Annotated in this window: 24 protein-coding genes; 3 read left to right on the top strand and 21 right to left on the bottom strand. The window is 41.1% G+C overall.

Annotated elements, in window-relative coordinates:
• Window positions 1-116: 116 nt before the first annotated feature.
• Window positions 117-1241 carry a DNA polymerase III subunit beta gene (dnaN, locus tag BLQ57_RS17570; RefSeq protein ID WP_087940896.1) on the top strand — a complete coding sequence of 375 codons (1125 nt, stop codon included), beginning with the start codon at window positions 117-119 and terminating at the stop codon, window positions 1239-1241.
• A 182-nt stretch (window positions 1242-1423) separates the two neighbouring features.
• Here dnaN and BLQ57_RS17565 read toward each other — a convergent pair whose 3' ends face one another.
• From BLQ57_RS17565 to BLQ57_RS17480, 18 genes are all read right to left on the bottom strand, one after another.
• The gene (locus BLQ57_RS17565) at window positions 1424-2038 is read right to left on the bottom strand and encodes a precorrin-2 dehydrogenase/sirohydrochlorin ferrochelatase family protein (protein WP_087940897.1); all 615 of its coding nucleotides are present in this window, start codon (window positions 2036-2038) and stop codon (window positions 1424-1426) included.
• Between the two features lie 170 nt (window positions 2039-2208).
• Window positions 2209-2982: a uroporphyrinogen-III C-methyltransferase gene (gene cobA, locus BLQ57_RS17560; protein ID WP_087940898.1), complete on the bottom strand. Its 774-nt coding sequence runs from the start codon at window positions 2980-2982 to the stop codon at window positions 2209-2211.
• A complete protein-coding gene (locus tag BLQ57_RS17555; protein ID WP_087940899.1) occupies window positions 2979-5078 on the bottom strand; it encodes a HEPN domain-containing protein in 2100 nt (699 codons plus the stop codon). The genes cobA and BLQ57_RS17555 overlap by 4 nt, the downstream gene beginning before the upstream one ends.
• 230 nt (window positions 5079-5308) lie before the next feature.
• On the bottom strand, window positions 5309-6568 hold the full coding sequence (locus tag BLQ57_RS17550; RefSeq protein ID WP_087940900.1) for a sulfate adenylyltransferase subunit 1: 1260 nt from the start codon (window positions 6566-6568) through the stop codon (window positions 5309-5311).
• A 230-nt stretch (window positions 6569-6798) separates the two neighbouring features.
• Window positions 6799-7698 (bottom strand): sulfate adenylyltransferase subunit CysD, encoded by a 900-nt coding sequence (cysD, locus tag BLQ57_RS17545; RefSeq protein ID WP_087940901.1) that lies wholly within the window; start codon window positions 7696-7698, stop codon window positions 6799-6801.
• Window positions 7699-7894: 196 nt separating this feature from the next.
• Window positions 7895-8596, bottom strand: a complete 702-nt coding sequence (locus BLQ57_RS17540) for a phosphoadenylyl-sulfate reductase (protein ID WP_087940902.1) — start codon at window positions 8594-8596, stop codon at window positions 7895-7897.
• Window positions 8568-8846, bottom strand: coding sequence for a DUF2061 domain-containing protein (locus tag BLQ57_RS17535; RefSeq protein WP_087940903.1), 279 nt, complete (start codon window positions 8844-8846; stop codon window positions 8568-8570). Before BLQ57_RS17535 ends, BLQ57_RS17540 begins: the two co-directional genes overlap by 29 nt.
• Window positions 8847-8921: 75 nt before the next feature.
• Complete coding sequence (locus BLQ57_RS17530; RefSeq protein ID WP_087940904.1) at window positions 8922-9335, bottom strand: RrF2 family transcriptional regulator; 414 nt, start codon at window positions 9333-9335, stop codon at window positions 8922-8924.
• A 114-nt stretch (window positions 9336-9449) separates the two neighbouring features.
• On the bottom strand, window positions 9450-10574 hold the full coding sequence (locus BLQ57_RS17525) for a 6-bladed beta-propeller (protein ID WP_087940905.1): 1125 nt from the start codon (window positions 10572-10574) through the stop codon (window positions 9450-9452).
• Window positions 10575-10637: 63 nt separating this feature from the next.
• Window positions 10638-10898 (bottom strand): hypothetical protein, encoded by a 261-nt coding sequence (locus BLQ57_RS20970; RefSeq protein ID WP_139162790.1) that lies wholly within the window; start codon window positions 10896-10898, stop codon window positions 10638-10640.
• 155 nt (window positions 10899-11053) lie between these two features.
• Window positions 11054-12112: a BF3164 family lipoprotein gene (locus tag BLQ57_RS17515; RefSeq protein ID WP_092824157.1), complete on the bottom strand. Its 1059-nt coding sequence runs from the start codon at window positions 12110-12112 to the stop codon at window positions 11054-11056.
• 10 nt (window positions 12113-12122) lie between these two features.
• Window positions 12123-12251, bottom strand: coding sequence for a hypothetical protein (locus BLQ57_RS21595; protein ID WP_262481087.1), 129 nt, complete (start codon window positions 12249-12251; stop codon window positions 12123-12125).
• Between the two features lie 813 nt (window positions 12252-13064).
• A complete protein-coding gene (locus BLQ57_RS17505; protein ID WP_087940909.1) occupies window positions 13065-14315 on the bottom strand; it encodes a hypothetical protein in 1251 nt (416 codons plus the stop codon).
• Window positions 14316-14367: 52 nt separating this feature from the next.
• Complete coding sequence (locus BLQ57_RS17500; protein ID WP_139162789.1) at window positions 14368-14616, bottom strand: hypothetical protein; 249 nt, start codon at window positions 14614-14616, stop codon at window positions 14368-14370.
• Window positions 14617-14982: 366 nt separating this feature from the next.
• The gene (locus BLQ57_RS17495; RefSeq protein WP_087940911.1) at window positions 14983-16104 is read right to left on the bottom strand and encodes a 6-bladed beta-propeller; all 1122 of its coding nucleotides are present in this window, start codon (window positions 16102-16104) and stop codon (window positions 14983-14985) included.
• Between the two features lie 12 nt (window positions 16105-16116).
• Window positions 16117-16386: a hypothetical protein gene (locus BLQ57_RS17490; protein WP_087940912.1), complete on the bottom strand. Its 270-nt coding sequence runs from the start codon at window positions 16384-16386 to the stop codon at window positions 16117-16119.
• A 538-nt stretch (window positions 16387-16924) separates the two neighbouring features.
• Window positions 16925-18814, bottom strand: a complete 1890-nt coding sequence (gene htpG, locus BLQ57_RS17485) for a molecular chaperone HtpG (RefSeq protein WP_087940913.1) — start codon at window positions 18812-18814, stop codon at window positions 16925-16927.
• 996 nt (window positions 18815-19810) lie between these two features.
• Window positions 19811-21592, bottom strand: coding sequence for a glycoside hydrolase family 15 protein (locus BLQ57_RS17480; RefSeq protein WP_087940914.1), 1782 nt, complete (start codon window positions 21590-21592; stop codon window positions 19811-19813).
• Between the two features lie 99 nt (window positions 21593-21691).
• Between BLQ57_RS17480 and BLQ57_RS21245 the strand changes: the two genes are divergently transcribed.
• The gene (locus BLQ57_RS21245) at window positions 21692-21844 is read left to right on the top strand and encodes a hypothetical protein (RefSeq protein WP_169712791.1); all 153 of its coding nucleotides are present in this window, start codon (window positions 21692-21694) and stop codon (window positions 21842-21844) included.
• Window positions 21845-21876: 32 nt separating this feature from the next.
• On the opposite strand, the gene BLQ57_RS17475 is transcribed toward BLQ57_RS21245, so the two are convergent.
• The 3 genes from BLQ57_RS17475 to BLQ57_RS17465 form a co-directional block, all read right to left on the bottom strand.
• Window positions 21877-23016 carry a 6-bladed beta-propeller gene (locus BLQ57_RS17475; protein WP_139162788.1) on the bottom strand — a complete coding sequence of 380 codons (1140 nt, stop codon included), beginning with the start codon at window positions 23014-23016 and terminating at the stop codon, window positions 21877-21879.
• Between the two features lie 53 nt (window positions 23017-23069).
• Entirely contained in the window at window positions 23070-23306 is a 237-nt protein-coding gene (locus tag BLQ57_RS17470) for a hypothetical protein (protein ID WP_087940916.1), read from the bottom strand.
• Window positions 23307-23486: 180 nt separating this feature from the next.
• Window positions 23487-24569 carry a BF3164 family lipoprotein gene (locus tag BLQ57_RS17465; protein WP_087940917.1) on the bottom strand — a complete coding sequence of 361 codons (1083 nt, stop codon included), beginning with the start codon at window positions 24567-24569 and terminating at the stop codon, window positions 23487-23489.
• A gap of 314 nt (window positions 24570-24883) precedes the next feature.
• Here BLQ57_RS17465 and BLQ57_RS20965 point away from each other — a divergent pair.
• A partial coding sequence (locus BLQ57_RS20965) for a helix-turn-helix domain-containing protein (protein WP_139162787.1) occupies window positions 24884-25054 on the top strand: 171 nt, incomplete at its 3' end.

Here is a 25054-nt window from a genome sequence, read left to right as displayed (position 1 = left end):
AAGCGGTAAAAGATGCAATTTATTTTATTTCTAATGCCACTTCCTCCCCATGCAATTGGATTTTATTTATAAATTTACCCCCATTCAAAAAGTAAAAATCAAATAAGCCCTACGATATGAAATTTATTGTTTCCTCTTCTGCTCTTTTAAAGCAGCTATCGGCTATCAACGGTGTGGTTACGACCAACCCTGTGGTACCCATCTTGGAAAATTTCCTTTTTGAGATCAAAGATTCCGTATTGACCATTACCGCATCGGATCTGCAGACCTCCATGATTACAGAAATTCACGTGGAGGCTAAAGAAGATGGAAACATCGCTGTGCCTGCTCGAATTCTGATCGATACCTTGAAGAATCTACCAGAGCAACCGGTTACCTTCAGTATTGATCATGACACCTACGCAGTGGAAATCAGTTCTGATAACGGTCGCTATCGCCTAGCCGGTGAAAATGCCACTGACTTCCCAAAAATCCCTACCGTCAGCAATGCTACCACTGTAGACATGTCTACTGAAGTGCTTTCCAGCGCGGTATCCAATACGATTTTCGCAACTAGCTCTGACGAACTTCGCCCTGCGATGACTGGAGTTTATATCAATCTGAGTGATACCAATACCACTTTTGTGGCCACTGACGGTCACCGATTGGTTCGCTATAGAAGAGTTGACATTGCATCTGCCAGTCCAGCCAGCTTGATCATTCCACGCAAGGCGCTCAACCTGCTTAAATCTACCCTTCCTTCCGAAAATGTACCGGTGAGTGTGGAGTTCAATCAGTCAAATGCCTACTTTAAGTTTAATAGTATCAAAATGATCTGTAGGCTGATTGATGAGCGTTTTCCAGATTATGAAAATGTCATCCCTGCGGACAATCCCAATATCATGACCATCGATCGTCAGGATTTGTTGAGTTCACTCCGACGAATTGCGATCTATGCCAATAAGACCACACATCAGGTTCGCTTGAAATTGACCGGTTCGGAATTGATGATTTCTGCAGAAGATCTTGACTTCTCTAATGAGGCCAATGAGCGACTTTCTTGCGAGCACGATGGAGAAGATATTGAAATCGGCTTCAACGCTAAGTTTTTGGTAGAAATGCTAAACAATCTTTCTTGCAAAGAAGTCAGCTTGAAATTTTCTGCCCCTAATCGCGCAGGATTGATCCTTCCGGCTGAGCAAGATGAAAATGAAGACATCCTCATGCTTGTCATGCCAGTGATGCTTAATAATTACGTGTAAAAAACCACCACCAACCCAAAGAGCCCGGATGAAAACCTGGGCTTTTTTTTGGTCAAAACGAAGTAAAAGTCCATTCACGGCCTAAAAATCACGCTTTATCTGACTAAAACGTGTAAAATATCACATAATCGGAACTTAAAGTTTGATTTTGACTAACTTTTTTTTAAAATCACATTGACAACTTACCCTTTACAACTTACAGAGTCGCGCATCTCATCGCTAGACTCTCTCCTCACCAAACCTTCTGTTACCTCGTTCATCGCTTTGACTTTGTATTCAAAATCCCCCTTCAAGGTGGCTCGATAAGCATTGAGATTTTCCAGCAAATCATCGATTTCCTCGGGTAAAACCTCCTCCAATAGCTGTCGAAGACGCTTGGCAGTAGTCGGAGACTTGCCATTGGTAGAGATGGCGATTTTGAGATTTCCTTTGGTTACAATGCCTCCCAAGTAAAAATCACAAAGCTCCGGCGTGTCCGCGACATTAACCAGAAGAAAACGCTCCTTGGCTTCGTCTCGGATTTGTCGGTTTACCTTCTTATCATCTGTTGCCGCGATGACAATGTGTTTGCCCCCGAGATACTTTTGGTCATAAGCATCTTCGATTAATGTCACCGTATCCCGGCCTTCGGCTAAAGCCAAAAACTCAGGACGGAACATTTTTGAGACCACGGTCACCTGAGCTTCGGGGCTGGATTTCAGCAAAAACTCCAGTTTCTCTGTCGCCACAAATCCTCCACCAATCAGCAAAACATTGAGCTCGTGAACTTTGAGGAAAATCGGATATAGATGGTTCATTTTTTAGAGATTTAAGAATAGAAATACAGTTGAAATACATTAGAAATAAGCTCGATTTCGTCGAGCGAAATAATTAAATAACTGGTCTTCGTTATATATTGCGACCCCAGGGAGCATATTTCACTGAGCGAAGCGAAGTGTATTTCTACGGTATTTCGCAAAGTGTGTTTTTACCGTATTTCCATTTTCACAAATTCCCGGTACACCTCCGCCAAACGCAAACTTTCCCGTACCACTTCTCCGATGATAATTATTGCAGGGGCTTCCACTTGATCCTCCTCCGCCTTCTGCTCGATATCATGAATAAATCCAGCAGTAACTTTCTCCTCGCGGGTGGTACCACTTTGGATAATGGCAATCGGTAAATTTTCCTTTCCTTTTTTGCAAAAGGTTTGGGCAATTTCGGAGAGCTTTTTGGTTCCCATAAGGATGACCACCGTAGCCGTACTTTGGGCTGCCAAAGCCACATCCCGAGAAAGCTCACGAGTTGAGGTCGTCCCCGTGATTACCCAGAAACTCTCCGAAACACCTCTTTTGGTAACAGGAATTCCGGCATTGGCTGGGACTGCCACGGCGGAAGTGATTCCTGGAACCACTGCAGTAGCAATTCCAAAGGTTTCGATATAATCAATCTCCTCTCCTCCACGGCCAAATACAAAAGGATCTCCCCCTTTTAGCCGTACTACGTGCCCGTGCTTTTTGGCCAATTCCACACAAAGTTGATTGGTATCCTCCTGAGGGGTATGATGCTTTCCGACCCGTTTTCCCACGAAGATTTTTAAAGCAGACTTCGGTGCATGCTTCAGCAAAACGGGATCGATCAAGGCGTCATATAAGACCACATCAGCGGTATTTAGCGCCAAAATCCCCTTTAAAGTGATCAATTCCGGATCGCCAGGTCCTGCGCCGACGAGCGTTACCTTTGGATGTATGATGGTTCTCATGCCTGCACCTCCTCTTCTCTGTATTGTTTCAGCAACTCATACACTTCCAAAGCCTGTTTGGCATAAGCTTTCGCAAACTCTTCCGATGGTTCATTTTCATTGATTTGATAGACTTTTTCAGCGAAGGAACCTGCGAGCTGTATTTTCCCGTTTTCGACAAAATTTTCATCGAATAGCTTGATGATATTCGCGTAGCTATTGGTGCTGATATCCTCGCTGAGCAAAAGTGCTTTCGCAGCATTAATCAAGCCTGCATAATGATGGTAAAGGCTATCTGACCATCGATTCTCTTTGAGAGATTCTTGACCCAAATCGAGCTTTTCTTTGGCCTCCAAAAGCAAAGTAGCCACCAAGTCAATCACCACTCCGGCACATTCCCCAACCCCGACTGCTACCTCATAATTCTCATCTCTTCCCCAATCGATCCGATCCGAATCTTCCAAACCGGCAGGATCTGCTAATTCCTTCAGCAAATCATAAAAATACATTTGCCCCTGCTGATCGTAATAGGATAGAAAATCCAAGTCTTTTCTATTTTCTTCAAAATCATCCAGCAAAACCCGAAGTGCCTGAGGTCCTCTTTTGCTGGGAATCTTGGTTACTTTATCAGCAAAGCGCCCATTTCCATCTCCAAGATTTCCCCCACCCAAAAGAACCTGAAGTGCCGGAAAAACCGTTTTTCCTACACGCATGGACATCCCCTGAAAGCCAATATGAGCCATATTGTGCTGACCACAGGCATTCATGCAGCCAGAGATTTTGATTACTAAGTCCTGATTTTTGAGGTATTGCGGATATTCCTCAAGAATTACTTTTTCCAGCTCCACGGCTATCCCGGTCGAACTCGCGATTCCCAGATTACAGGTATCCGTCCCCGGGCAGGCCGTGATATCTCCGAGAGAATTGTAGCCCCGCTGAGCCAGATTGATTTTTTTCAATTCCTGATAAAAGAAGGGAATCAAATCCTCCCGAACATCACGGATCAGAATATTTTGCCGCAGCGTAAAGCGGATTTCCCCTGCTGCATAGTTCTCTACCAAATCTGCCAAAGGCCGGGCTTGATCCAAGTAAAAATCTCCCAAAGGAACACGAACACCAATCGAAACATAGCCCTCTTGCTTTTGCTCCAGGACATTGGTCAGCTTCCACAATTCGAAGTCCAGTCCCAGCTCAGCTGAATCGACCTCTACATTGGGTGGATTGGGGAGTGTTTTTCCTTCTTCATGTTCAAAATCAAGCGAAAAGGATTTAAACGGAAGCGCTGTCTTTTCCTTTTCCACCAAATCCAAGAAGGTCTCAATCCCAAGATCCTTGATCAAAAACTTTATCCTTGCCTTATTTCTCCTAGCCCGCTCCCCATGCCGGTCAAAAATCCGCAATACCGCTTCGATAAATGGAATCAATTGGTCGGTCTCCAAAAACTCGCTGATCAAATCTGCATGTCGCGGCTGCGATCCCAACCCTCCACCGAGCAAGACTTTAAAGCCACGAACTTGTTGACCATCCACTTCTTTGATTTTTGGGATAAAGCCCAAATCATGCATGTAGGCCAATCCCGTATCCTCATCAGAAGAGGAAAAAGCCATCTTAAACTTTCGGCCCATTTCCTGGCATACTGGATTTCTCAGAAAATACTTAAACGTCGCATCCGCATACGGCGTCACATCGAAAGGTTCCTTGGGATCAATTCCGGCGGTTTCGGAAGCCGTGACGTTCCTAACGGTATTGCCGCAGGCTTCCCGAATGGTGACATCATCCCGCTCCAATTCTGCCCAAAGCTCAGGAGTCCGATCCAAACCCACGTAATGAATCTGAATATCCTGGCGTGTGGTGATATGCAGCCGACCGATGGAATATTCCTCTGATACCTTACAAATTCTCCGCAATTGGGCGGAAGTAGCACGTCCGTAGGGCAATTTGATACGAACCATCTGCACGCCCTGCTGTCTCTGCCCATAGACTCCACGGGCGAGACGAAGACTTCGGAATTTTTCCTCATCGATTTTTCCTTCACGAAAAAGAGCGATTTTCCGATCCAATTCGATGATGTCCTTTTCTACAATGGGGTTTTCAAGTTCGGTTCGAAAACTTTGCATAGCGTAATAGTTTTATTTCCCTATCGGGAAAATAGGTTATAGGTTCTAAGAAAAAGCCTAGATGTTGGTCGAGGCTTGTATTTTAGTTTAGTGTCCTGAGCGCAAGTCTGAATAGTTCAGCGTAAGCCTGCCAACTGCAGGTAAATCTGAAGACTTGCGCTAGGCACCAATGGTTAAAGTTTTTACAATTTATTGGTTCAAGGTCTTCAGACTTGGACCAGTTCAATCAACTACTCAATAAATCCCACCGAAACCGTATCAAAACTCCCCTCATCAATCAGAATAAAAGCCCCATTGGACTTGGATTCATTATAGGAGTCAAAGTGAATCGGTTTACTGAGGCGGAAATGTACCTTTCCGATATCATTAAGCTTCAATTGATCGGTTTCTTCTGAACCGGAGAAATCAGTGTAAACTTTTGCCTCGATTCGATCCACCTTAGCCAAAACCCGGTTTACTCCATGCTGTAGCGTATATTTTTGACCCACTTGTAGGGGCTTGGAATTGACCTGACAAATCGTGGCAGAAAGTGATTTCTCACTTTTGGGTACCTCTACGCTTTTCACAATCATATCTCCTCGACTACAGTCCACCTCATCGGTCAACGTTAAGACCACAGAGGAACCCGGTGCCGCAGATTCCAATTCCTGATCAAAGAAGTGAATGCTTTTGATCTTCGATTCATTTCCAGAAGGCAAAACAGTCACGCGGTCACCAACGGTTAGCGAGTTCCCATACAATTTCCCCGAAAACCCTCGGAAATCATGATAGGCTTCGGTTTTTGGTCGGATGACCAATTGTACCGGAAATCTCGCAGCCGTACTCTCCTGCAAGTCCTCAGGTTCCAATACTTCCAAATGGTCCAAAAGTGTATTACCGACATACCAAGGCATTTCGGTCGACTTTTTCGTGACATTTTCTCCTTTCAAAGCCGAAACTGGGATAAATGTGATCTGCTCTTCGCCAAAATTGCTTTTGCCCACTAAGGCATCAAAATCAGCCTTTATTTTAAAAAACACATCTTCACTGTAGTTTACCAAATCCATCTTATTGATCGCCACGACTACATGACTCATCCGGAGCAAATTGGCAATAAAAAAGTGACGATAGGTCTGCTCAATCACACCTTTGCGGGCATCGATCAAAATAATGGCCACCTGTGAGGTAGAAGCTCCAGTTACCATGTTTCGGGTGTACTCTACGTGTCCCGGTGTATCAGCCACGATGAAGTTGGTCTTATCCGTATTGAAATAAATATGGGCCACATCGATGGTGATCCCCTGCTCCCGCTCGGCGACCAATCCATCAGTAGCTAGGGAAAAATCCAGATAATCGTAACCCCGCTGCCGGGAGCTTCTTTCGATCGCCTCAATCTTATCGGTAGTCAAGGAATGTGTATCGTACAACAATCTCCCGATCAGGGTACTTTTACCATCATCCACAGATCCTGCAGTTGCGATTTTGATGAGTTTTCGGTTTTGTATATTCATTATATTATCTTTTTCAAATACGGTTGAAATAAGTCGAAATAGATTGAAATAAGCCTCACTGCGTTCGGCGAAAGATTAGCCATCGGTTCAAGCCAAGTATTTCGTCCCGCTTGAGGGAGCTATTTCCATTATATTTCAATTGTGTTTCTATTTTAATTTAAAGATTGCTTCGTCGTCCCCGACATTCGTACGGGGCAGGCTGTTCCTCCTTCTCGCAATGACGCTCCAAATCAAAAATATCCCACTTTCTTCCTGGTCTCCATGGCAGCCTCGGAGCGCTTGTCATCAATCCGCGCACCTCGCTCAGAAAGGGTCGATTGGCGAATTTCATTGACCACATCATCCAAACTCACCGCCTCTGAAAGCACCGCAGCGGTACAAGTCATATCTCCGACCGTTCTGAATCGAACCCACTTTTCGGTGACTTCCTCATGCGGCTCTCGGTACACATGTTCATTAGCCGTCCAGATCAACCCATCACGGAAAAACACCTCCCGCTTATGGGCAAAGTAGATGCTTGGAATCGCAATGTTTTCGGTGCGGATATATTCCCAAACGTCCAACTCGGTCCAATTAGATATCGGAAACACGCGCACATTTTGTCCCACCTGGATTTTACCGTTGAGCATGTCAAAGAGCTCGGGTCGCTGATTTTTTTCGTCCCATTGGCCAAAATCATCCCTCACGGAAAATACCCGCTCTTTGGCCCGGGCTTTTTCTTCATCGCGTCTAGCCCCTCCGATACAGACGTCAAATTTGAACTCCTCGATCGCATCAAGCAGTGTAGTAGTCTGAAGAGTATTTCGGCTGGCATAGCGCCCTTTTTCTTCGCGAACTTTACCCTGATCGATGGAATCCTGCACCTTTCGAACGATCAACTCCAAGCCCAGTTCCTTGACAAGTTGATCCCGGAACTCGATGGTCTCCGGAAAATTATGCCCAGTATCCACATGCAAAAGTGGAAAAGGGATTTTAGCGGGAAAAAAGGCTTTTTGTGCCAATCTCACCAAGGTGATGGAATCTTTACCCCCAGAAAAAAGCAGAACCGGACGCTCAAACTGCGCCGCAACTTCACGGATAATGTGGATAGATTCTGCTTCTTTGGGATTAGGTATAAATAGGTTTGACATAGAATTTACGATTTTTATTTAAGAGTTTGGCCGTCATTGCGAGGGGCCAAACTGATACTTAATACATTTATTAATTTTCTGGCGGCCCCGAAGCAATCTCAGCCATTATTTCCCTAATTGGGAGACTGCTTCGTCGTTCCTCCTCGCAGTGACGTCAACACGAATTTCCTGCATCTATTGTCTTGCGTCTAAAGTCTTATTTGGCATGCAACCCACACTCTTTTTTGGATTCTTCCCACCACCATCTTCCGGCGCGAGCATCTTCTCCGGGGAGAATTGCTCGAGTGCAAGGAGCGCAACCAATGCTGATAAATCCTTTATCATGAAGGGGATTATAAGGGACCTTATGCTCTTCGATGTAGGCTGTCATCTGGTCAAAAGACCAATCCATTAGTGGGTTATATTTTAAAATCTGATTAGCCTCATCCCATTCGATGCGTTTCATCGAGTTTCGATTGGCACTTTGCTCGGCACGAAGACCTGTTACCCAGACCTCATTGCCAGCTAGCGCTCTTTTCAAGGGCTCCACTTTGCGTACATAGCAGCAGGATTTACGGTTTTCGACTGACTCATAAAAGCCATTGATTCCGATATCTGTCACCAAACTTTCGACAGACTCCCGCTCGGGATAATAGACTTTGATACGGGTTTTGTATTTGCTTTCAGTTCGGGCCAAGAGCTCCAAGGTTTCCGGAAACAACCTGCCCGTATCCAGAGAAAAGATCTGAATCGGGAGATTCTGAGAAGCGATCAATTGCGTGATCACCTGATCCTCTTGTCCGAGGGAGGTAGAAAAAACCGCTTTCCCCGGAAAAAGGTCTGCAATCAGCGCCAAGCCGTCTCCCGCAGTCAACTGCTCCAATCGCTGCTCAAGATCTTGCATATTCTTTTTCTGCATCTGCTGTTTTGGTTTTGGTGGCGGACTCCCAGACCCGCTCATGGAGGTAGTAAAGTAGAATCTTGGAAACTACCTCTACTGAACCGATAGACAAGGCCATAGTCAATTGACCGGTGATGATGAATGAAATAATGATAGTGTCCAAGGTTCCGACGATTCGCCAGGAAATGGACTTCAGCAAGCTTTTCAGATTGCTGTCTTTCCCGGGCTTGGTTTCGAATACCTTCTTGAGTGGTTGGTCTAGAATCATGCGTTTTCACGAATTGTGAAAGCAAAAGTATATAAACCCTATCTTTTTTATAGACTTTATGGGGAAAAAATTTTGTTAAGTTTTTAAAATATCTTCTAAGGTCTTGTTTTCCAGTATTTTAAGCGTCTCATCACGAACCTGAATCATCACCTTATTGATGCCGCAAGTGGCTTCATCCTTACATTCAGAGCAGGGTTCGTAATAATTGAGGCTGACACAGGGGAGCAAAGCAATGGGTCCATCAAGGAGACGGATGACTTTGGAAAGCGGGATATCCTTAGGTTCCTTGATCAAATAGTAGCCCCCGCCTTTTCCTTTTTTACTACCGAGGATACCGGCCTTCTTGAGCTCGAGCAGAATATTCTCCAAAAACTTATGGGAAATCCCATGCTCCTCGGCGATATCATGAATCAGAACGGTTTTTTCATCCCGATGCTTGCCGAGATAAGTGAGGGCATGAAGGGCATATTTGGTCTTTTTGGAAAGCATAGACAAAAATAACCCAATTCTTGGAATAGCCTAGTACCGTACTAGGCTTTTGTAAATAATACAATAAATCAGGGGTGAAATCACAGCCGAATAATTACTGATGATAGACGGAAACTAGTATATACTCTTAAACCTATATACCAAAAGAAATGGATTATTCTCAAACTCACTCCTCAGTAAACTTAAATCACCATAGCTCCCTTTTGGGTTACTTTCCAGAATTTTATTTAGTTGGTCTATATGAGTATAAGAGACTAAGCTGTTTTCAACCAATGATATTGTTTCAGTTGGCATAAAATCATTAATGACCCTATACTCTCCTGACTCTTTTGCAAAAACCATAGAGCAAAATTTATTTTTGAAAATAAACTGAGCAAAAACAAGCTTAGCATTTTCGGTATAATTATAGAAAGTGGAGAAATTATTTTTGGCATTATAGCTCATAACTTCTAGAACCTCATCTCTTGAACTATTCGAGTTTAAATCCTTTGCATCAAAATTATACTTTCCAAAATCCCAGATATACTTTGACTTAACACCATTAATATCCATTGTATTGACTTTATTTGAAAATGGAATACAATAAAGTAAATCCTCACCTGTATGAATTAATGGATTACCAAGCATCATAATTTGGTTAATTTCAAAAACTGAAGGCTCAAACTTAATCTTTTTAATTAATCTATTCTCCTTCGTGGAGTACAAAAGGAAATTGGATTCAAGCCTGTTATCATTACTGAATAAGGCAATAATATCCTCTGCATAATATTCAAATTTATGAACACTTCTCACACCCTCTATATCAATAGTCTCGATCCATTCAAAATCCTTGTTATAGGTATAAATTGAGCCCGTTGGAGATAAAAGTTCAATATTATTTGTATAAGGATTGATAAGCATGTCGTAGAGACTTTGATATTCTCCAGGTGCACTGCCTAACTTATCTAATTTTGATAAATACTTTCCTTTTGAATCAAACTTATAAACAACGGATTGATCCTTATCAAACAAAATATAATCTCCATCCAGCATCAATATCTTATGAATATTAACCAACATAGACTCTGAAGTAAATTCCAGAGGGATCACCTCTATGTCATCAAAAATATCTTCCCAATTTGTTTTTTCAACATTTTCTAAATTAATATATATTGATGAGTCCGACACTTCACTATCAGTACTACAGGAGCTAACACATAGTGCAAATACTAGAATTAAACCAAAATTTAAATATTTCATATTTCAATTTATTGAAGAAAGTACAGGGCTAACTATTCATATAGCCCTGTACCAAATAAAATTTTATACACTCATACACCCACCATGAGACAATGGATCACAATAGTCCACCTGATAACCTGTCCACTCGCAATAATCACATAATCCAACACCATATTGCGTTTGCTTATATCGCTGAATAGTAATGTGACAATTCCCTCCAACTTGACCATAAGAAGGGCAAGTAACACCTCCTGGTTCAACAGATGCCTGAGCGGACAATCCACTCATGGAACCTAGAGAAATCAAAGCAGAAAATATTCCGCACAAAATTAATTTTTTCATAATCTTTGAAAATTAAGGTTAAACGATTGATTAAAAAGCCCTCAGCGCCGAAAACTTGAACTAAACTTACCCCCCCCCCATTCAGAAAGTCAAGCAATTGACTAATAAATTTACAATTGTATACCATAAGGAGTTGATTATCAGTTATAAAAATTTTATTTCAAATCAAAACGAAACAAATTTGCCTTGCCATCATCCACATACCCCACCAAATAGTTATCATCCTCATGTACGGCAATACGGCTGACCTCTTGATCTAATTCCAGAATTTCAATGGGATTCAAATCCCAGTCATAAACAAGAATTCGATTACTCGTTTGGAAAACATCATTTTCCCAAGGCTTATCTCTATAAAGAACGTAAATTTGATTAGCTGAAACGGAAGTACTAATATTTCCAAAAACTGCATCGGGCAGAATGGTCGAAGAAACCCTTGATGAATTTTCCGATGGATCAAATAGCGTAGGCCAATAATGCCGCGATGCTGATAGTTCTAAGTCCCCATTCCTATTCAGTTGCAGTACATCCATATTAAAAGAGTATGAAGAAGTGCTTAAAGTTTTGGAATTTTTTGGGTTCTTAAAAAAATCAAACTGATAAGCTAATGCTAAATTCATAGCCGGGACAGTCTGAAATTTAGCTTGATAAGGATATGTACCCAAAGACTGAACATTTTCAGCTTCTCGATATAAGTTGTAAGGTTGGCTGCCGTCTAGGGAGAAAGCTAAAAAACGGATTGAATCAAGTTTCACATATTGCGTGACGAGACCATCAATTGGAAACAAATAAGGTTCACACAAAGCTGTTTCGGTTGAATCTTCAAGAGAAGAGACCGCAAAGCTTTGAAATCGAATTTGGGATGCATCAAATATTCCCATATTCTCCCCATCACTTCCGTATCTGTTCAAAAATACAGATGCACTTAGTTCGCAGGGACCTTGACCTGAACGGCCAAACTTCCCCAAGTATCTATCTTCGACAGGATCGATCAATCGATAGATATAATCTAAGCCATCGTCATTAATCAATAACTTATCCTCCACCAAGTACATGTTCCAGGCTCGGAACAGTGAATCGGCGGAGGATAATGGTGTAGCGTTCAGTTTCCTTGACCGGTCAAACTCCTCCAAAGGATCCGTTAATTCGACTTTTTCACTGCAAGAAACAAATAGTGAAATTAAAACTACAAAAGAGAAAAGAAGACTATTTTTCATTTGTCTATAATTATTTTTCAATGGTCACTACCTGTCCCGAGAATCGGGAGAATCTCGCATGTTTGCCCTGATAGATCGGGAAAAAACAGAGTGTGATGGTTACATCATGCTTGTCTGATTCAGAAAGGCTCGATTTCATGATCTGAAAAGAAAACAAGCTAAATAAAAGATCAACTTATAGGTAAGATGGACAGCGAACTTCAGTTCCATTTGCTACATTAAAATTAACCTGATTACCATCTGAGTCGAGATAAACGACAACAGCACATTTTCGCCAAGGATTTTCAACACAACAAATAACAGTAGGTTCTGCCATTGACTTTTGAGACATGATCATAGGTAGGAAAAGCAACCCGATGCAAATACTTTTGATGAAATTTTTCATTTTTTCAAAGATTTAAAATTAAACGATTGATTAAAAAAGCTCTCAGCGCCGAAAACTCGAACTAAACATACCTCCATCCATTCAGAAAGTCAAGCAATTGACTAATAAATTTGTAATTCTATACCATAAGGAGTTGATTATCAGTCATAAAAATTTTAGTTCTTAAAATAATTACATTTCTAACTCACTGAAATACAATTTGTTAATAAACAAGATAAATTGAGTGATGAACATCAGGCTAACAAGTAGGAATGGGAAATTAAAAAATCTCGGCGATTTGACGGGATTGAGTAATCTTTGAGCCCCGAAAATTATCGGGGCTTGAAGGTTTGAATCCCAAGAAAATCGAAAAAGACCTTCGATGAGGTCTCTATTTTAAGTCCTAATTTCAAAGAAAGACCTTCATGATCTTGAAGACTTCAAAAATCAGAATTCTGTGTTCGAAAAAATCAAACCCTCCGAGGGATTGAAAACCCTCGGAGGGTAAATTCAAACCATTAAATCAACTCCACACTGCAATTGAAAAAGGTCGTCTAGAATTGAATTTTCTGATCCTTGAATTCCACTTTACTCTACCTCCAAGCGATACTTTGCCGTGTACCCGAGCCGAATTTCATCTGAGTTTTCGAGTTCTTTTTGAAGATTCATCTCCGAAACCAAAAACCCATCCGAGGTGGGAAGATATCGCCAAAGCTGAAAAATTTCTGGATCAAGTTCAATTTCTTGAATCAACTTAAGATTCTTGTCAAAAATCAGTAAAGTAGTTTCCCTGTTTTCCCAATATGCTCCTTTAAACCCATCAATTTGACTCTTCTTGTGAAAATAAACCCGAGAATACATTCCCAAATCCTCATGAAATGCCAAATCCCCATAGAAAGGGGAGCCCGCTCTCCACTCCTCCATCTTTACAAAATCGCTTGACGTTAAGACATCCTTTCGTATCGGTGCAGGAATCGGATCAGGATCTTGGGGGGAGGCAATGACTTCATCAATGAGTTCTCCCGTTTTAGAATTTAACAAAAACACATGATGACTAATCGGATAGCTCAAAAAGGTGGTGTCACCTTGAACTAAAAAATAATTCTGGTCAAATATCTTAGTGTAATTTTGATCTCCCCGATATTTGATCAACCCCTGGGCGGCACCTAGGCCATAGTCCCAATCTTGATTTTCCAAATCAAACACCCCAATCGTCTCAGAGTTTTCTACCTGATCTAAAAGAATATAATCCACAGGAAGAAAGGGAATAAAAACTTGCTTTTTGGATCGATCAAAATAAAGTGGACGTAGTGGTTGAAGGTTATAGTTAAAGCTTCCAGCATCTAGGGCCATATTCATGGTTTTCCACCAAAGATTATCTACATCAAAATCAAAAAAAGGAAGCGTTTTCTTATAAAAAACATTCCCCCTGGAATCGTTAATCATCAAAATAGGCGGCATCAGCTGAAGTGTTAGAATCGAGTCCTTGCTGATGGGAAGGGTAGAAATTATTGTATTCCTAACCTCATAATCTGGGATTTCGATTACCTCATGTTCACCAGATTGAATATTTACCTGATGGATTTTATTCTGATTGGCATAAAATAAAAGAGAGTCTTGCCAAAGATAATCCAGGCTAAGTCGATTAAATCGATGATTTAGGCTATCATCTACAATTGGGGCAATTGCTGAGCGAGTTAAGATGATTTTTGGTCCCTTTTGCATCTTATTCGATACTATGGTATAGGGATCCCTATTGGAAAGATTTGATTCTTCTGAACACGCCCAAAAAACCAATAGAAAAAGGATTTGAAAAGTATATTTACTTTTTCGAGCCATACTGTTGAAAATTAAAGATTGTTGATTTTCTTAAAAATGCACCCCACCCATTTTATTTGGATAGGATGCATATATTTTTATTACCTCCCTCTGGAAGAGATTCTTCAGGAGGACCGTCAGAAGTTGAACCTGACTGACATACCCATTCGAAGAATGACCATTCACAATAATAGGTGTTGTTTCCACTTTGCACCCAATAGCCGGTATTTGACGGATAGTCATTTGCTTTTAGGCTGCTTGAAAAAGCAAAGACAAAGAATCCTATTAAAGCAAAACAAATAATTTTAATTTTCTTAAACATAAGGTTATAATTTGATTAAAAAGCTCTCAGCGCCGAAAACTTGAACTAAACATACCCCCCCCATTCAGAAAGTCAAGCAATTGACTAATAAATTTGCAATTGTATACCATAAGGAGTTGATTATCAGTCATAAAATTTTTAGTTCTTAAAATAATTATATTTATAACTTGCTGAAATACAATTTGTTAATAAAAAAGATAAATTTAGTGATGAACAACTGGTTAACGAGTAGGTATGGGAAAATAAAAAATCTCAGCGATTTGACGGGATAGAGTAAACCTTTGAGCCCCGAAAGTTATCGGGGCTCGAAGGTTGGAATTCCTGCAGGGACTTTCGATATTCATCTCTAACCAAAAAGCAAAAAAGTCATTCAATTAATCTAAATAGAATTGGATTATCACTGTCTTCTATTGCTTTTGTTTTAAAAAAATCAAGCAGCTCCTGCTGCTTATCAGATTGAGCATAAATCAACTTCAAATCCCCCGGAAAAAACCCTAGTGTTAATTCTCCAGGATGCACATTATAAGCCGGTAGGGATTCTATATCCGGACAAATCCCTCCAAGATCATTTTTTAGCCGAATCGGATAGGCTTTGTTCTCTTCCTTATCATAAATGGAAAAAATAACAGCCGCTCCTTGCTGAATTGAAAAAAGTGAATGGCCTGTCAAGTCTACAAACTCCCCCCTAAGCATAGACAACTCTTTTTGCACAAGCTCCTCATAGTAATCCTTGAAAATCACCTCAGACTGACCTTGAAAATTATTTTCTTCCCCAAAATCTAAACATTCATAATTACTTAAACCTGCTTTATCATACTCATAATAACAAAAGGAGCCTGGAAGCTGTACCCTTATTTTATTATCTTTTGTCAAGGATACATAAGGCAATCTCCGACCAGAAACCACCTTTACTTCCTCAAATTCATTGAGCTGATTTACAGCTTCCTCGCCGTTGACATCTACAAGTCTAAAAAGTGAATTGGGTTCAGAGTAAAAATCAAAGAATACCGCTTCCCCCTTATTGGCAATCATATCCAAAGCATAAATTCCAGTGTCCTTTAACGAAGATTCATGCTTGAATGAGCCCTCCAATGAAAATACCATGACCTTATTTTGTCTAGGATCGTAAATCATCAACTCATCTTTCAAAACTACCAGATGATCAGGAAAATTGAGGTATCCAGGACCAGTCCATCCTCCTTCAATTTTCTTTATAAAATTTCCCTCTCCATCAAAAACAAAAACTGAAAGTGCACGCCTTTTATCCAAAATAAAAATCCTGTTTTCTCCATAGCGAACCAGTGAAATTTCACCTATCAGCGCATCATCCCTAGTCTCTAAAACAATGGTTTGTATCGAAGAAAAAAGTGAGGAAATATTCAATTCCTCACTTTCATTTTGTAAATATTCTATTTTTACCGCTTTCTGATTACAGGAATAGGAAAGTAAAAAAATAAAAATATAAACTAGATTTCCTAATTTTAACATAATAATATAAATCTATCCAAAACAAGATGGTTCTGGTTCAAAATCTAGCCCTGGACAACATTGAACTGGATCAGGGTTACAAACTAAGAAGGTGACCTGTGACCCACTTCCGCCCATTCCACTATTTCCACACATTTTAGTTTCCTCGTCTATAATAGAATAGGAAAGCTCCATATTAGGACAAGCTTCGTAAATCTTCTCCTGTGCTATAAGTTCCTTTTGTAAACTACACAAGCAAAAGAAACCTACCATAAAACACACATAATTTTTAAGTCTTTTCATTTTTTCAAAGATTTAAAATTAAACGATTGATTAAAAAACATGATTATCCGTAATAACACCAGTAGCCTAATTTTCTTACTAAAACGACGGATGTCAGGTGTCCGATGACCGATGCCTGCATAAATCGAACATTTTCGCAGAATTTTAGCTGTTCAGTTTTACTACTGGTAAGAAAGCGGATATACATATTAAAAAAGCTCTCAGCGCCGAAAACTTGACATAAACATACCCCCCATTCAGAAAGTCAAACAATTGACTAATAAATTTACAATTGTATACCATAAGGAGTTGATTGTCAGTCATAAAAATTTTAGTTCTTAAAATGATTATATTTCTAACTCACTGAAATACAATTTGTTAATAAACAAGATAAATTTAGTGATGAACAACTGGTTAACGAGTAGGTATGGGAAAATAAAAAATCTCAGCGATTTGACGGGGTAGAGTAAACCTTTGAGCCCCGAAAGTTATCGGGGCTCGAAGGTTTGAAATCTAAAAAGACCTTCGGGGTTCTTGAAAACCCCAAAGGTCCCTAACATTAAATCAACTCTACACTTCTTTTCACAAAGGCAGTCAGATCTTTTCCAGTCAGCAAGCCTTGAGAAAGCTTAGCCAGATCAAAAGCCTGCTTGGCCAACTGCAATTGGGCTTCTTCTCCCTCTGCTTTCAGAATCTTGTCCACTACGGGATGGTTTCCGTTGATCGCCACTTTGTAACTGTCCGGCATCTGTCCGTAAAAGCTCATCGGGCCTCCACCGCCCGTTTGGGCCATGTCTTTCATGCGGCGCATCCACTCTTCCATGGTGATCGTCACAGGCATCTCCTCCGGGCTGAGACCTTCAATCTCTACCGAGTAGGACTTGTTATCGATCGCTTTTTCGAAGAGTTCTTTTACCTGCTTGCTTTGATCTTCGGTAAGCAAGTTGGCATAGGAATCTTCTTTCTGTATCAGTTTTTCCACCACATCGGCATCGACCCGCTTGAGTTGGGTTTTGTCAAGCTTGGTTTCGATATGCTGAATAAAGTGACTGTCAATCGGCGAATCCAAAACTAACACATCGTAATCCTTTTTATTGGCCGAAGCGATAAAACTATCCTGCTTATCTACATCCGTCGCATACAAGAAGATCGTCTGATCGTCTTTATTGGTCTGAATGGCTTTGACTTTCTCGGTATATTCATCGAGGGTAAAGTATTCGTCCTTGGTATTTTTTAGCAGAGTAAATTCCTTGCCTTTCTCGTAGAACTTATCCTCGGAGATCATCCCGTACTTCACAAAAAGGCCGATGTCATTCCACTTGGCCTCGTAGGCTTTGCGGTCTTTTTTGTACAATTCAGAAAGCTTGTCCGCTACCTTTTTCGTGATGTAGTTGTTGATCTTTTTCACATTTCCATCCGCCTGCAAAAAGCTTCGGGATACGTTCAATGGAATATCCGGAGAATCAATTACCCCGTGAAGCAGCATCAGAAACTCGGGCACAATGTCCTTCACCTCATCGGTGATAAATACCTGACGGCTGAAAAGCTTGATTTTATTCCGCTGCAGTTCAAACTCATTCTTCACTTTTGGGAAGTACAATACTCCGGTCAAGTTGAATGGATAGTCCACATTCAGGTGAATCCAAAAAAGCGGATCCTCGCTCATGGGATAGAGTTCCTTATAAAAATTCAAGTAATCCTCATCCTTCAAATCACTAGGTGACTTGGTCCAAATCGGGGAAGTGGTATTGATGATATTGTCCACTTCGACAGATTTCCACTTCTTCTCACCTTTGTCATCGACCCCATCTTCTACCGATTCGCTCTTGGTGCCAAACTTGATCGGAACAGGCAGGAATTTGCAGTATTTGTCCAAAATGCCCTGCAGCTTCCACTTGTCGAGAAACTCTTCTGAGTCCTCGTTGATGTGGAGAATGATATCTGTACCCCGGGTTTTTCGCTTGCCTTTTTTGATCTCAAATTCGGTGGAACCATCACAGGTCCAAATGGCAGGTTCGGCCCCATCCTGATAGGAAAGCGTATGGATTTCTACATTTTTGGCTACCATAAAGGCAGAATAGAATCCCAAACCAAACTTACCGATGATCTCATTGGCATCCTTGGCGTCTTTGAACTTCTCCACAAACTCAGTCGCACCGGAGAAAGCGATCTGATTGATGTACTTTTTGATCTCCTCGGCGGTCATCCCCAGACCTTTGTCAGCGATAGTGATGGTCTTCTTTTTCTCGTCGAAGGAAACCTCTACGTTGATATCACCCAATTCGCCTTTGTACTGACCCAATGTCGCCAGACGCTTGATTTTCTGCGTAGCATCGACGGCATTGGAAACCAATTCGCGAAGAAAAATCTCATGATCTGAGTAGAGGAATTTTTTGATAATGGGGAAAATATTCTCGGTATGAATCGAGATGGTACCTTTTTCCTGCATGGTATAAATCGTTTTAGTGAATACAATTATTGACTAATGGGAATTATCAATGCCTGTTCCAATTGAGAAAAAGTGACAAGATGGCAGACAGTGAAGTGCATAGTTATTGGAAATACGATTGAAACACGCATCGCGAAATACACCTCACTTTGTTCGGTGAAATAAAGGAAGTTTCACCTCGGTCTGTGTCTCCACAGACCGAAAAATCAATTCAGAGTCGTCTGTGGAGACACAGACGACGGCATAAGGATAAAATCCACCATGGTCAAATTATTTCACCCGACAAAGGAGGGCTTATTTCTATCGTATTTCAATTTCTTTCTTCCTCAGCTGAGATAGGCATGCATCTATCTATGTCTCCACAGACCGAAAATCCAGGAAATAGTCGTCTAAACGGATATAGACATTCCCCAATTCTTTAAACTTAATTCGTGAATTAGTGGCTTTTTTTTCCGTTCCTCGCCTCGGTCTCTGTCCCCACATACCGAAAAATCAATTCAACACAGACCACGGCAAACGTAATGGTAGGCAGTCGCAGTAGGCAGAAAGCAGAACTTTGGAGAAATAGGGTTTAAATACGCTTTGCGAAATATACCTCGCTTCGCTCGGTGAAATACAATGGAAATTCATTCCCGCCTCAGGCTGTGTCTTCTACGGCCCAAAGACATGGTAAAGTCATCTGTGCAAACACAGAGGACGGCGATTATATTCTCTAGCCTCGGGCTGTTTCTTCACAGCCCAAAATCATAGTAATATCGTCTGTGAGGACACAGACGATGGCCCAAAATTCATATAAAACACGCGTTACAAAATATTTCGCCCGACGAAGGAGGGCTTATTTCAATTGTTTTTCTACAGTATTTCAATTTCCTCCTCCTAGGCTGACATGGAGTGGCCTCGGTTGGTGTCATGCCGAAAAATCAATTCAGAGTCGTCGGTGAAGACACAGACGACGGCAGACTTTTGATTTCAATTTGTGAATTCGTGGCTTTATCCCTAAAGGAAATTAGGTCGATCCAGCTTTTTCCCAATTCGGAAAGCCGCATTCATCAATCCCACATGCGAATAGGCCTGGGGAAAATTGCCCCACTGACTACCTGTCGACTGATCCACATCCTCCGAAAACAACTTGAGATGATTGCAATACTTGACCAAGGTTTCAAAACCCTCGATTGCCTCTTCCAGTCGATTGACACAGGCCAAAGCCTCAATATACCAAAAGGCACAAATCAAAAAGGTCGTCTCGGGAACCCCAAAATCATCCATGTGCTTGTAACGATAAAAAAGGAAATCTTTGGCCAGCAAGTCCTCTTCCAAGGCTTTCAAGTGGGCATTGGCTCGCTCCAAGTCGTCTCCAAAATAGCCCATAGTGATCAATTGCAGCGTAGAAGCATCCATGTGCTTGGACCCGATTGCCTGTCCATAAGCCTTACGCTCGGGGAGGTAGCAGGCTTCGATTTTCTTCACCGCCTCATCTCGGAGGAAAATAGCCTTTTGATACATTTCCTCATTGCTTAATCGAATTCCGATCTTAGCAGCAGCGCAGGCTCCCGCCCAATGAAACAAAAAGGTATAGCAATGCTCCTGCGCCAGGTTTCTAAACTCCCACAATCCCGCATCTTTCTCATGCATGGTTGCCTCGATTTTATCCAGCAGATTCATAATCATGGGTTCGGAATAGCTTTTTTCCTTTGCCGTAAATCGCTGATCGGAATAAAGCGGAAGCAGCGAAACCAAAACCTGTCCGTAAAGGTCATTTTGGATATGGGTATAGGCTTGGTTGCCAAATCGAACGGGCTTGTTTCCCAAATACCCGGAGAGTTCGGAGATTTCCTCGGTCAGTAGCCAGTCTCCCGTAATCGAATAAAGCGGCTGATAGCGACCATCCGGACCAGTAGGTAGATTTTGAATGTATTCAAAATATTTTTCCAGTTCTTCGAAGTGACCGATGGAATTGAATGCGGTCAGCGTATAATAACTGTCCCGAATCCAGCAATAGCGGTAATCCCAGTTTCGGGTTGAGCCCGGAGACTCCGGCAAAGAAGTGGTCGAAGCGGCAATGATTGCTCCCGTATCCTCGAACTGGTGAATTTTCAAAATCAGAGCCGACCGTAAGACTAGTCGCTGATGAAAACCGGAAATACTGGTGGATTTCACCCAAGACTGCCAATACTCGGCCGTGGATTGCAAAAAGCGCTCAGAAGTGGTCTCGATCGGTGCCTCCAATGGTCTCCCATAAGTAAAAACCAGGTAAACCGGACGCTGAAGCACAAAAGCCTTTCCTTCACAAACATAGCTCAAGGGTGCATTGCTCGTCAGACGCACTTCCTGATCGATCCCCATATAGCGAATATGATTGGAACCGATGCTAGGCCGGAGTTGCACTTGCCCCCGGTCGGTGACGGGTTGACATTCGATACGGATTCGCGGAGAACCCGAAAGCGGTTCCACTTTTCGGATCAGCATCAAAGGCTTGTAGTAGCGGCCGTAATTTTTAAAACGAGGGGCAAAATCGGTCACTTTATAACTTTCGCCCCCACTGCTTATGGTCGTCTCCAGAATATTACTGTTTTCCAGATAAGCTTGCGAAGATTCAAATTCAGGATTTTCAGGTAGAATGGTGAATTTACCTCCTTTTTCCCGGTCGAGCATTCCCCCAAAGACAAAGTCAGAGTCAAATCGGGGCATGCAAAGCCAAGAAATATTGGTGTCCTTTTCGATATGGGCGATATAGGCACAATTTCCGATCAAGCCGGATTCGTAGAGGTGTTTGTTCATTGAAGTTTTACTTAGGTTTGAGAAAAAAGTGCGGCTATTGGGTCGGGGGCAAATAAGCAAAAATGAAAATGGAAAGCAAAAAACTACACCCTACTTTCAATGGGATTTATCCAAAAAATGAATTACATGTATATTCGATTTCTTCCCAATGGCGAAATTGAACAGCCCAATTACTTCGAAATGATGAATGATGCCGGCATCCGTCATTTCACATACAGTTTGATAAAAAAGAAAATTAATCAACTGAGATAATTACCAAAACTGATAACTTTTAACAGCATAGGTTAGCTGAATTCCTCAATCTTAAAGAAAAGCAGTAAAAACTCCTCAGGCTCCAAGTCCTCCATTTGATTGGCGGCGGCCTCCAGGCTCATATTCTTTGAAAAATCCCAATTCCCATCTTCGTCAGCCTTCAGTACCGCAATAAACTCTCCGCTTTGTCCCAAACCCAAAACTCCATCAAAACCTAGGCTACCAATTTCGTTCCGGACAAATTCCTCAGTATCATAAATCTTGTTAGTTGACTTTGACAAAAGTCTACCTTTGATTCTGGGATATTTAAAAGTTGTGAACGAAAGGAAATTTTCATTTTGAAAAATATCAAAAATGCCAATAAACATTTGGCTTTCAACAAAATATTCTAGCGGACTGGGATGGTTGGCATAATCGATTTTCGAAATCGGAGCTTCAAAATCAAATATATAGTCAACTGAAATTTCGAGGCTATTAGCATTATACCGAAAAATGGTATCTCTATTCCCAACAGTAAAATTATAATTATCCCGATCAATTTTAGATATAACATTCCTCCCATCCAAAGGAGTCCTGTCTAAATAATCAACAAAAGGTATGGTCGATACAAGCAATTCTTGATTTTTATAAACTTTAAATCCATCCTCGGCATTCAGGGAACCATTATTGATCAGAATTTCCGAAATACCTGACGGCAATAGGTCCGTATATCTAATATTCTCATCATACTTCTCCTCTTTGATATAATTGCCGTCAAGATCGAAAAAATACTTTTTCCGATAATCCATTGGAATCAGGATTAATACATTCTCCTTTTCATCATAATAGATGTTTTCCAAATTCTTGTATTCACCCGGCCCTTCACCAATTCTATAGATGTGATTTAAATACTTTCCTGTATTATCAAAAATAATCACAGTATTTCCAATAGTTTTATCAACCAAAATAATCCGATTTCGGATAGCTAAGATTTTATGCACACTTCCAACTGGTGCAAATGTATTTTCTGAAAATCTGACTATCCGAGCAGACTTTATGGATAGATTTTTAATAGGGGCAATAGACTGAATTTTTATCGGATTAGAAGCCTCCTCTTCCGAAGAGTTTTTGTTGCATGAATAGATTAAATTCAGAGAAAAGATTGCTAAAAAGTAATAAAATCGTTTGATCATACTTTTTTTAAAATAAAAATGCAGGTCAATCTGACCCGCATTCAGTCTTAATTTCAATTCGTGAAAGAGCAAGAAGTAGTAGCATCAGCATTACAATCAATACCATCAATCAGTCCCCATAGGTTCGTCTTTCGACCACAAACGGTAACCGTTATGGTTTCACCATCGATGTCTATTGAGTCTTCACAAGGCTCTCCCTCACTAGGATCTACACTAGCCTGCCCGTAGCTTACAAAGATCGTACACATCATAGCCCCTAAAAAGGCTACTCCAAACAATACCTTCTTCATGTTTTTATTGGTTTTGTTAGTTTAAAAACTTTTGGCCAAAAGTGACTTCGACCCCGAAGCTGAAACTAACCTATTGAGTTTAGTTTTTAATCGCAAATCTGAGAACGGAAAAATGGCCATTTTTTTCTATCAGTGGTGTTTTTTTTTGCAGACGGTTCAAATATGGATTTACCATTCAAATCAATACTCAAACCGGACCAGATTAGGTTCCCGATCCACCGTGACTCCGTAGATGACCTTGTTTTCTTCGTCCACTGAGAATCCTAGAAGAGGATAGTCCAACTGAAAATGACTTAAAAGATTGCCCTCATAGTCGAACTCAAAAATCCTATTGGGATTGTTCATATCACTAATCTCTCTACTATTTTTACCTAAAAACAAAGTAAAAAAAGATTGCTTTCCGGGAAATACATCAATATACCGAGAAGTACTGGATGATCCCATGTCCGGCATTTGATAACCGCCCCAATAGCTTATTGTAAACTCCGGCACTCCGGGTAGTGGCCCGTAAATTGTCTTGATGGACAAGGCTTCTATGTCTATTATATCAATATAATCAACTTTGACCCCTGCTTTGATCGCAAATCGCTTATTCTTACTTGATTTAAGTGGACCTTGAAAAACATTGCTCACAAGATTTGCATCTAACTCCTCCTCCTTATAACCGTTCGGTAATTTTTTTCCTTTGATCATATCCCTCCAGTCACCAAACATAGCCAAGGTATCTCCAGAAATTGTCAATTGAAGATATTTTGTCCAGCCATCTACTGTATTGGCCAAAAGAGAAGTGTCAGAGGTCAGGGCTGGATTTGTTATGTAAAAAGCAGTTTCTGGTGCCTTGAACTGTGACTCTGCTAATCTGGTGGTATCTGCTAAATTGAACGTGGAAAACAACCTTAATTCTAGATCATAGGCCCTGAATCTATTAGGGTCAGATAGTGCCTCCACCTGTGTAATTGTAGCAACCTCTCCCGGCCCCATCCCATCTTTTCCTTTGGTTTGAAGATAAGTCATCGTTGCCAAATCAATGATATGAAGCTTATCATCATGCACGTTCTTTCTTTCAAAGATAATTGCCTTTCCGTCGGAAACGAGAATTCCTTTGGGGTTTAAAAGCTGTGGAAAAGCATATTTATAGCCTTTGAGCGTAATAACATCTGGCAAATCCTCCTCAGTAAAAGAAATAGTATCGCGTTTAGTTTCCTTATTTTCGCATCCAACAAAAAAAATAAGGCCTAAAAGAAAGTAGTAGTATAGTTTCATAGTGTCTTTGGAACAAATAAATAAAGCAAAAAAGGAGATTTTTAATCTCCTTTTACCATCGCACAATTTAGGGACAAAAGGAAATACCCTCTTTCCATTCAGATTCCGCTACGCTTCCATAGTGGATATAAGGGTTTGATTTGCGCCACCTGTTTCGGTCTAATTGCGCCACCTGTTTCGGTTCAAACTGTGCCAGGATAGACGAGCTATTTTCGGTTCGTTTTGTGCCGGATGAATTGGACTGTTTCGGTTCGTTTTGTGCCACTTTGAAAGGTCAAGTAATAATCCCCATGTCGTTCTAAAGATAAAACGAGATGGCTAACGTACTTGATCCGATGGATATAAAACAGATTTTCAGTTTACACAGAGATGGTCTGAGCAACAGAAAGATTGCCTTGACCCTGGGTATATCCCGCAATACAATCAACCAGTATATTTCATGGCTTTTGTCATCGGACTACCAGGCAGGTGAACTGCTGTCCATG

Origin of the sequence: Algoriphagus faecimaris (assembly GCF_900101705.1) — a bacterium.
In the GTDB taxonomy this organism is placed as follows: Bacteria; Bacteroidota; Bacteroidia; order Cytophagales; family Cyclobacteriaceae; genus Algoriphagus; species Algoriphagus faecimaris.
The sequence above is the reverse complement of the archived record's forward strand: the minus strand, read 5'-3'. Positions and strand labels throughout refer to the sequence as shown.

Excerpts from the sequence above, each read along its gene's own strand:
- dnaN (WP_087940896.1), top strand. The coding sequence starts at position 117 with ATGAAATTTATTGTTTCCTCTTCTGCTCTTTTAAAGCAGCTATCGGCT.
- BLQ57_RS17565 (WP_087940897.1), bottom strand. The coding sequence starts at position 2,038 with ATGAACCATCTATATCCGATTTTCCTCAAAGTTCACGAGCTCAATGTT.
- cobA (WP_087940898.1), bottom strand. The coding sequence starts at position 2,982 with ATGAGAACCATCATACATCCAAAGGTAACGCTCGTCGGCGCAGGACCT.
- BLQ57_RS17555 (WP_087940899.1), bottom strand. The coding sequence starts at position 5,078 with ATGCAAAGTTTTCGAACCGAACTTGAAAACCCCATTGTAGAAAAGGAC.
- BLQ57_RS17550 (WP_087940900.1), bottom strand. The coding sequence starts at position 6,568 with ATGAATATACAAAACCGAAAACTCATCAAAATCGCAACTGCAGGATCT.
- cysD (WP_087940901.1), bottom strand. The coding sequence starts at position 7,698 with ATGTCAAACCTATTTATACCTAATCCCAAAGAAGCAGAATCTATCCAC.
- BLQ57_RS17540 (WP_087940902.1), bottom strand. The coding sequence starts at position 8,596 with ATGCAGAAAAAGAATATGCAAGATCTTGAGCAGCGATTGGAGCAGTTG.
- BLQ57_RS17535 (WP_087940903.1), bottom strand. The coding sequence starts at position 8,846 with ATGATTCTAGACCAACCACTCAAGAAGGTATTCGAAACCAAGCCCGGG.
- BLQ57_RS17530 (WP_087940904.1), bottom strand. The coding sequence starts at position 9,335 with ATGCTTTCCAAAAAGACCAAATATGCCCTTCATGCCCTCACTTATCTC.
- BLQ57_RS17525 (WP_087940905.1), bottom strand. The coding sequence starts at position 10,574 with ATGAAATATTTAAATTTTGGTTTAATTCTAGTATTTGCACTATGTGTT.
- BLQ57_RS20970 (WP_139162790.1), bottom strand. The coding sequence starts at position 10,898 with ATGAAAAAATTAATTTTGTGCGGAATATTTTCTGCTTTGATTTCTCTA.
- BLQ57_RS17515 (WP_092824157.1), bottom strand. The coding sequence starts at position 12,112 with ATGAAAAATAGTCTTCTTTTCTCTTTTGTAGTTTTAATTTCACTATTT.
- BLQ57_RS21595 (WP_262481087.1), bottom strand. The coding sequence starts at position 12,251 with ATGAAATCGAGCCTTTCTGAATCAGACAAGCATGATGTAACCATCACA.
- BLQ57_RS17505 (WP_087940909.1), bottom strand. The coding sequence starts at position 14,315 with ATGGCTCGAAAAAGTAAATATACTTTTCAAATCCTTTTTCTATTGGTT.
- BLQ57_RS17500 (WP_139162789.1), bottom strand. The coding sequence starts at position 14,616 with ATGTTTAAGAAAATTAAAATTATTTGTTTTGCTTTAATAGGATTCTTT.
- BLQ57_RS17495 (WP_087940911.1), bottom strand. The coding sequence starts at position 16,104 with ATGTTAAAATTAGGAAATCTAGTTTATATTTTTATTTTTTTACTTTCC.
- BLQ57_RS17490 (WP_087940912.1), bottom strand. The coding sequence starts at position 16,386 with ATGAAAAGACTTAAAAATTATGTGTGTTTTATGGTAGGTTTCTTTTGC.
- htpG (WP_087940913.1), bottom strand. The coding sequence starts at position 18,814 with ATGCAGGAAAAAGGTACCATCTCGATTCATACCGAGAATATTTTCCCC.
- BLQ57_RS17480 (WP_087940914.1), bottom strand. The coding sequence starts at position 21,592 with ATGAACAAACACCTCTACGAATCCGGCTTGATCGGAAATTGTGCCTAT.
- BLQ57_RS21245 (WP_169712791.1), top strand. The coding sequence starts at position 21,692 with ATGGGATTTATCCAAAAAATGAATTACATGTATATTCGATTTCTTCCC.
- BLQ57_RS17475 (WP_139162788.1), bottom strand. The coding sequence starts at position 23,016 with ATGATCAAACGATTTTATTACTTTTTAGCAATCTTTTCTCTGAATTTA.
- BLQ57_RS17470 (WP_087940916.1), bottom strand. The coding sequence starts at position 23,306 with ATGAAGAAGGTATTGTTTGGAGTAGCCTTTTTAGGGGCTATGATGTGT.
- BLQ57_RS17465 (WP_087940917.1), bottom strand. The coding sequence starts at position 24,569 with ATGAAACTATACTACTACTTTCTTTTAGGCCTTATTTTTTTTGTTGGA.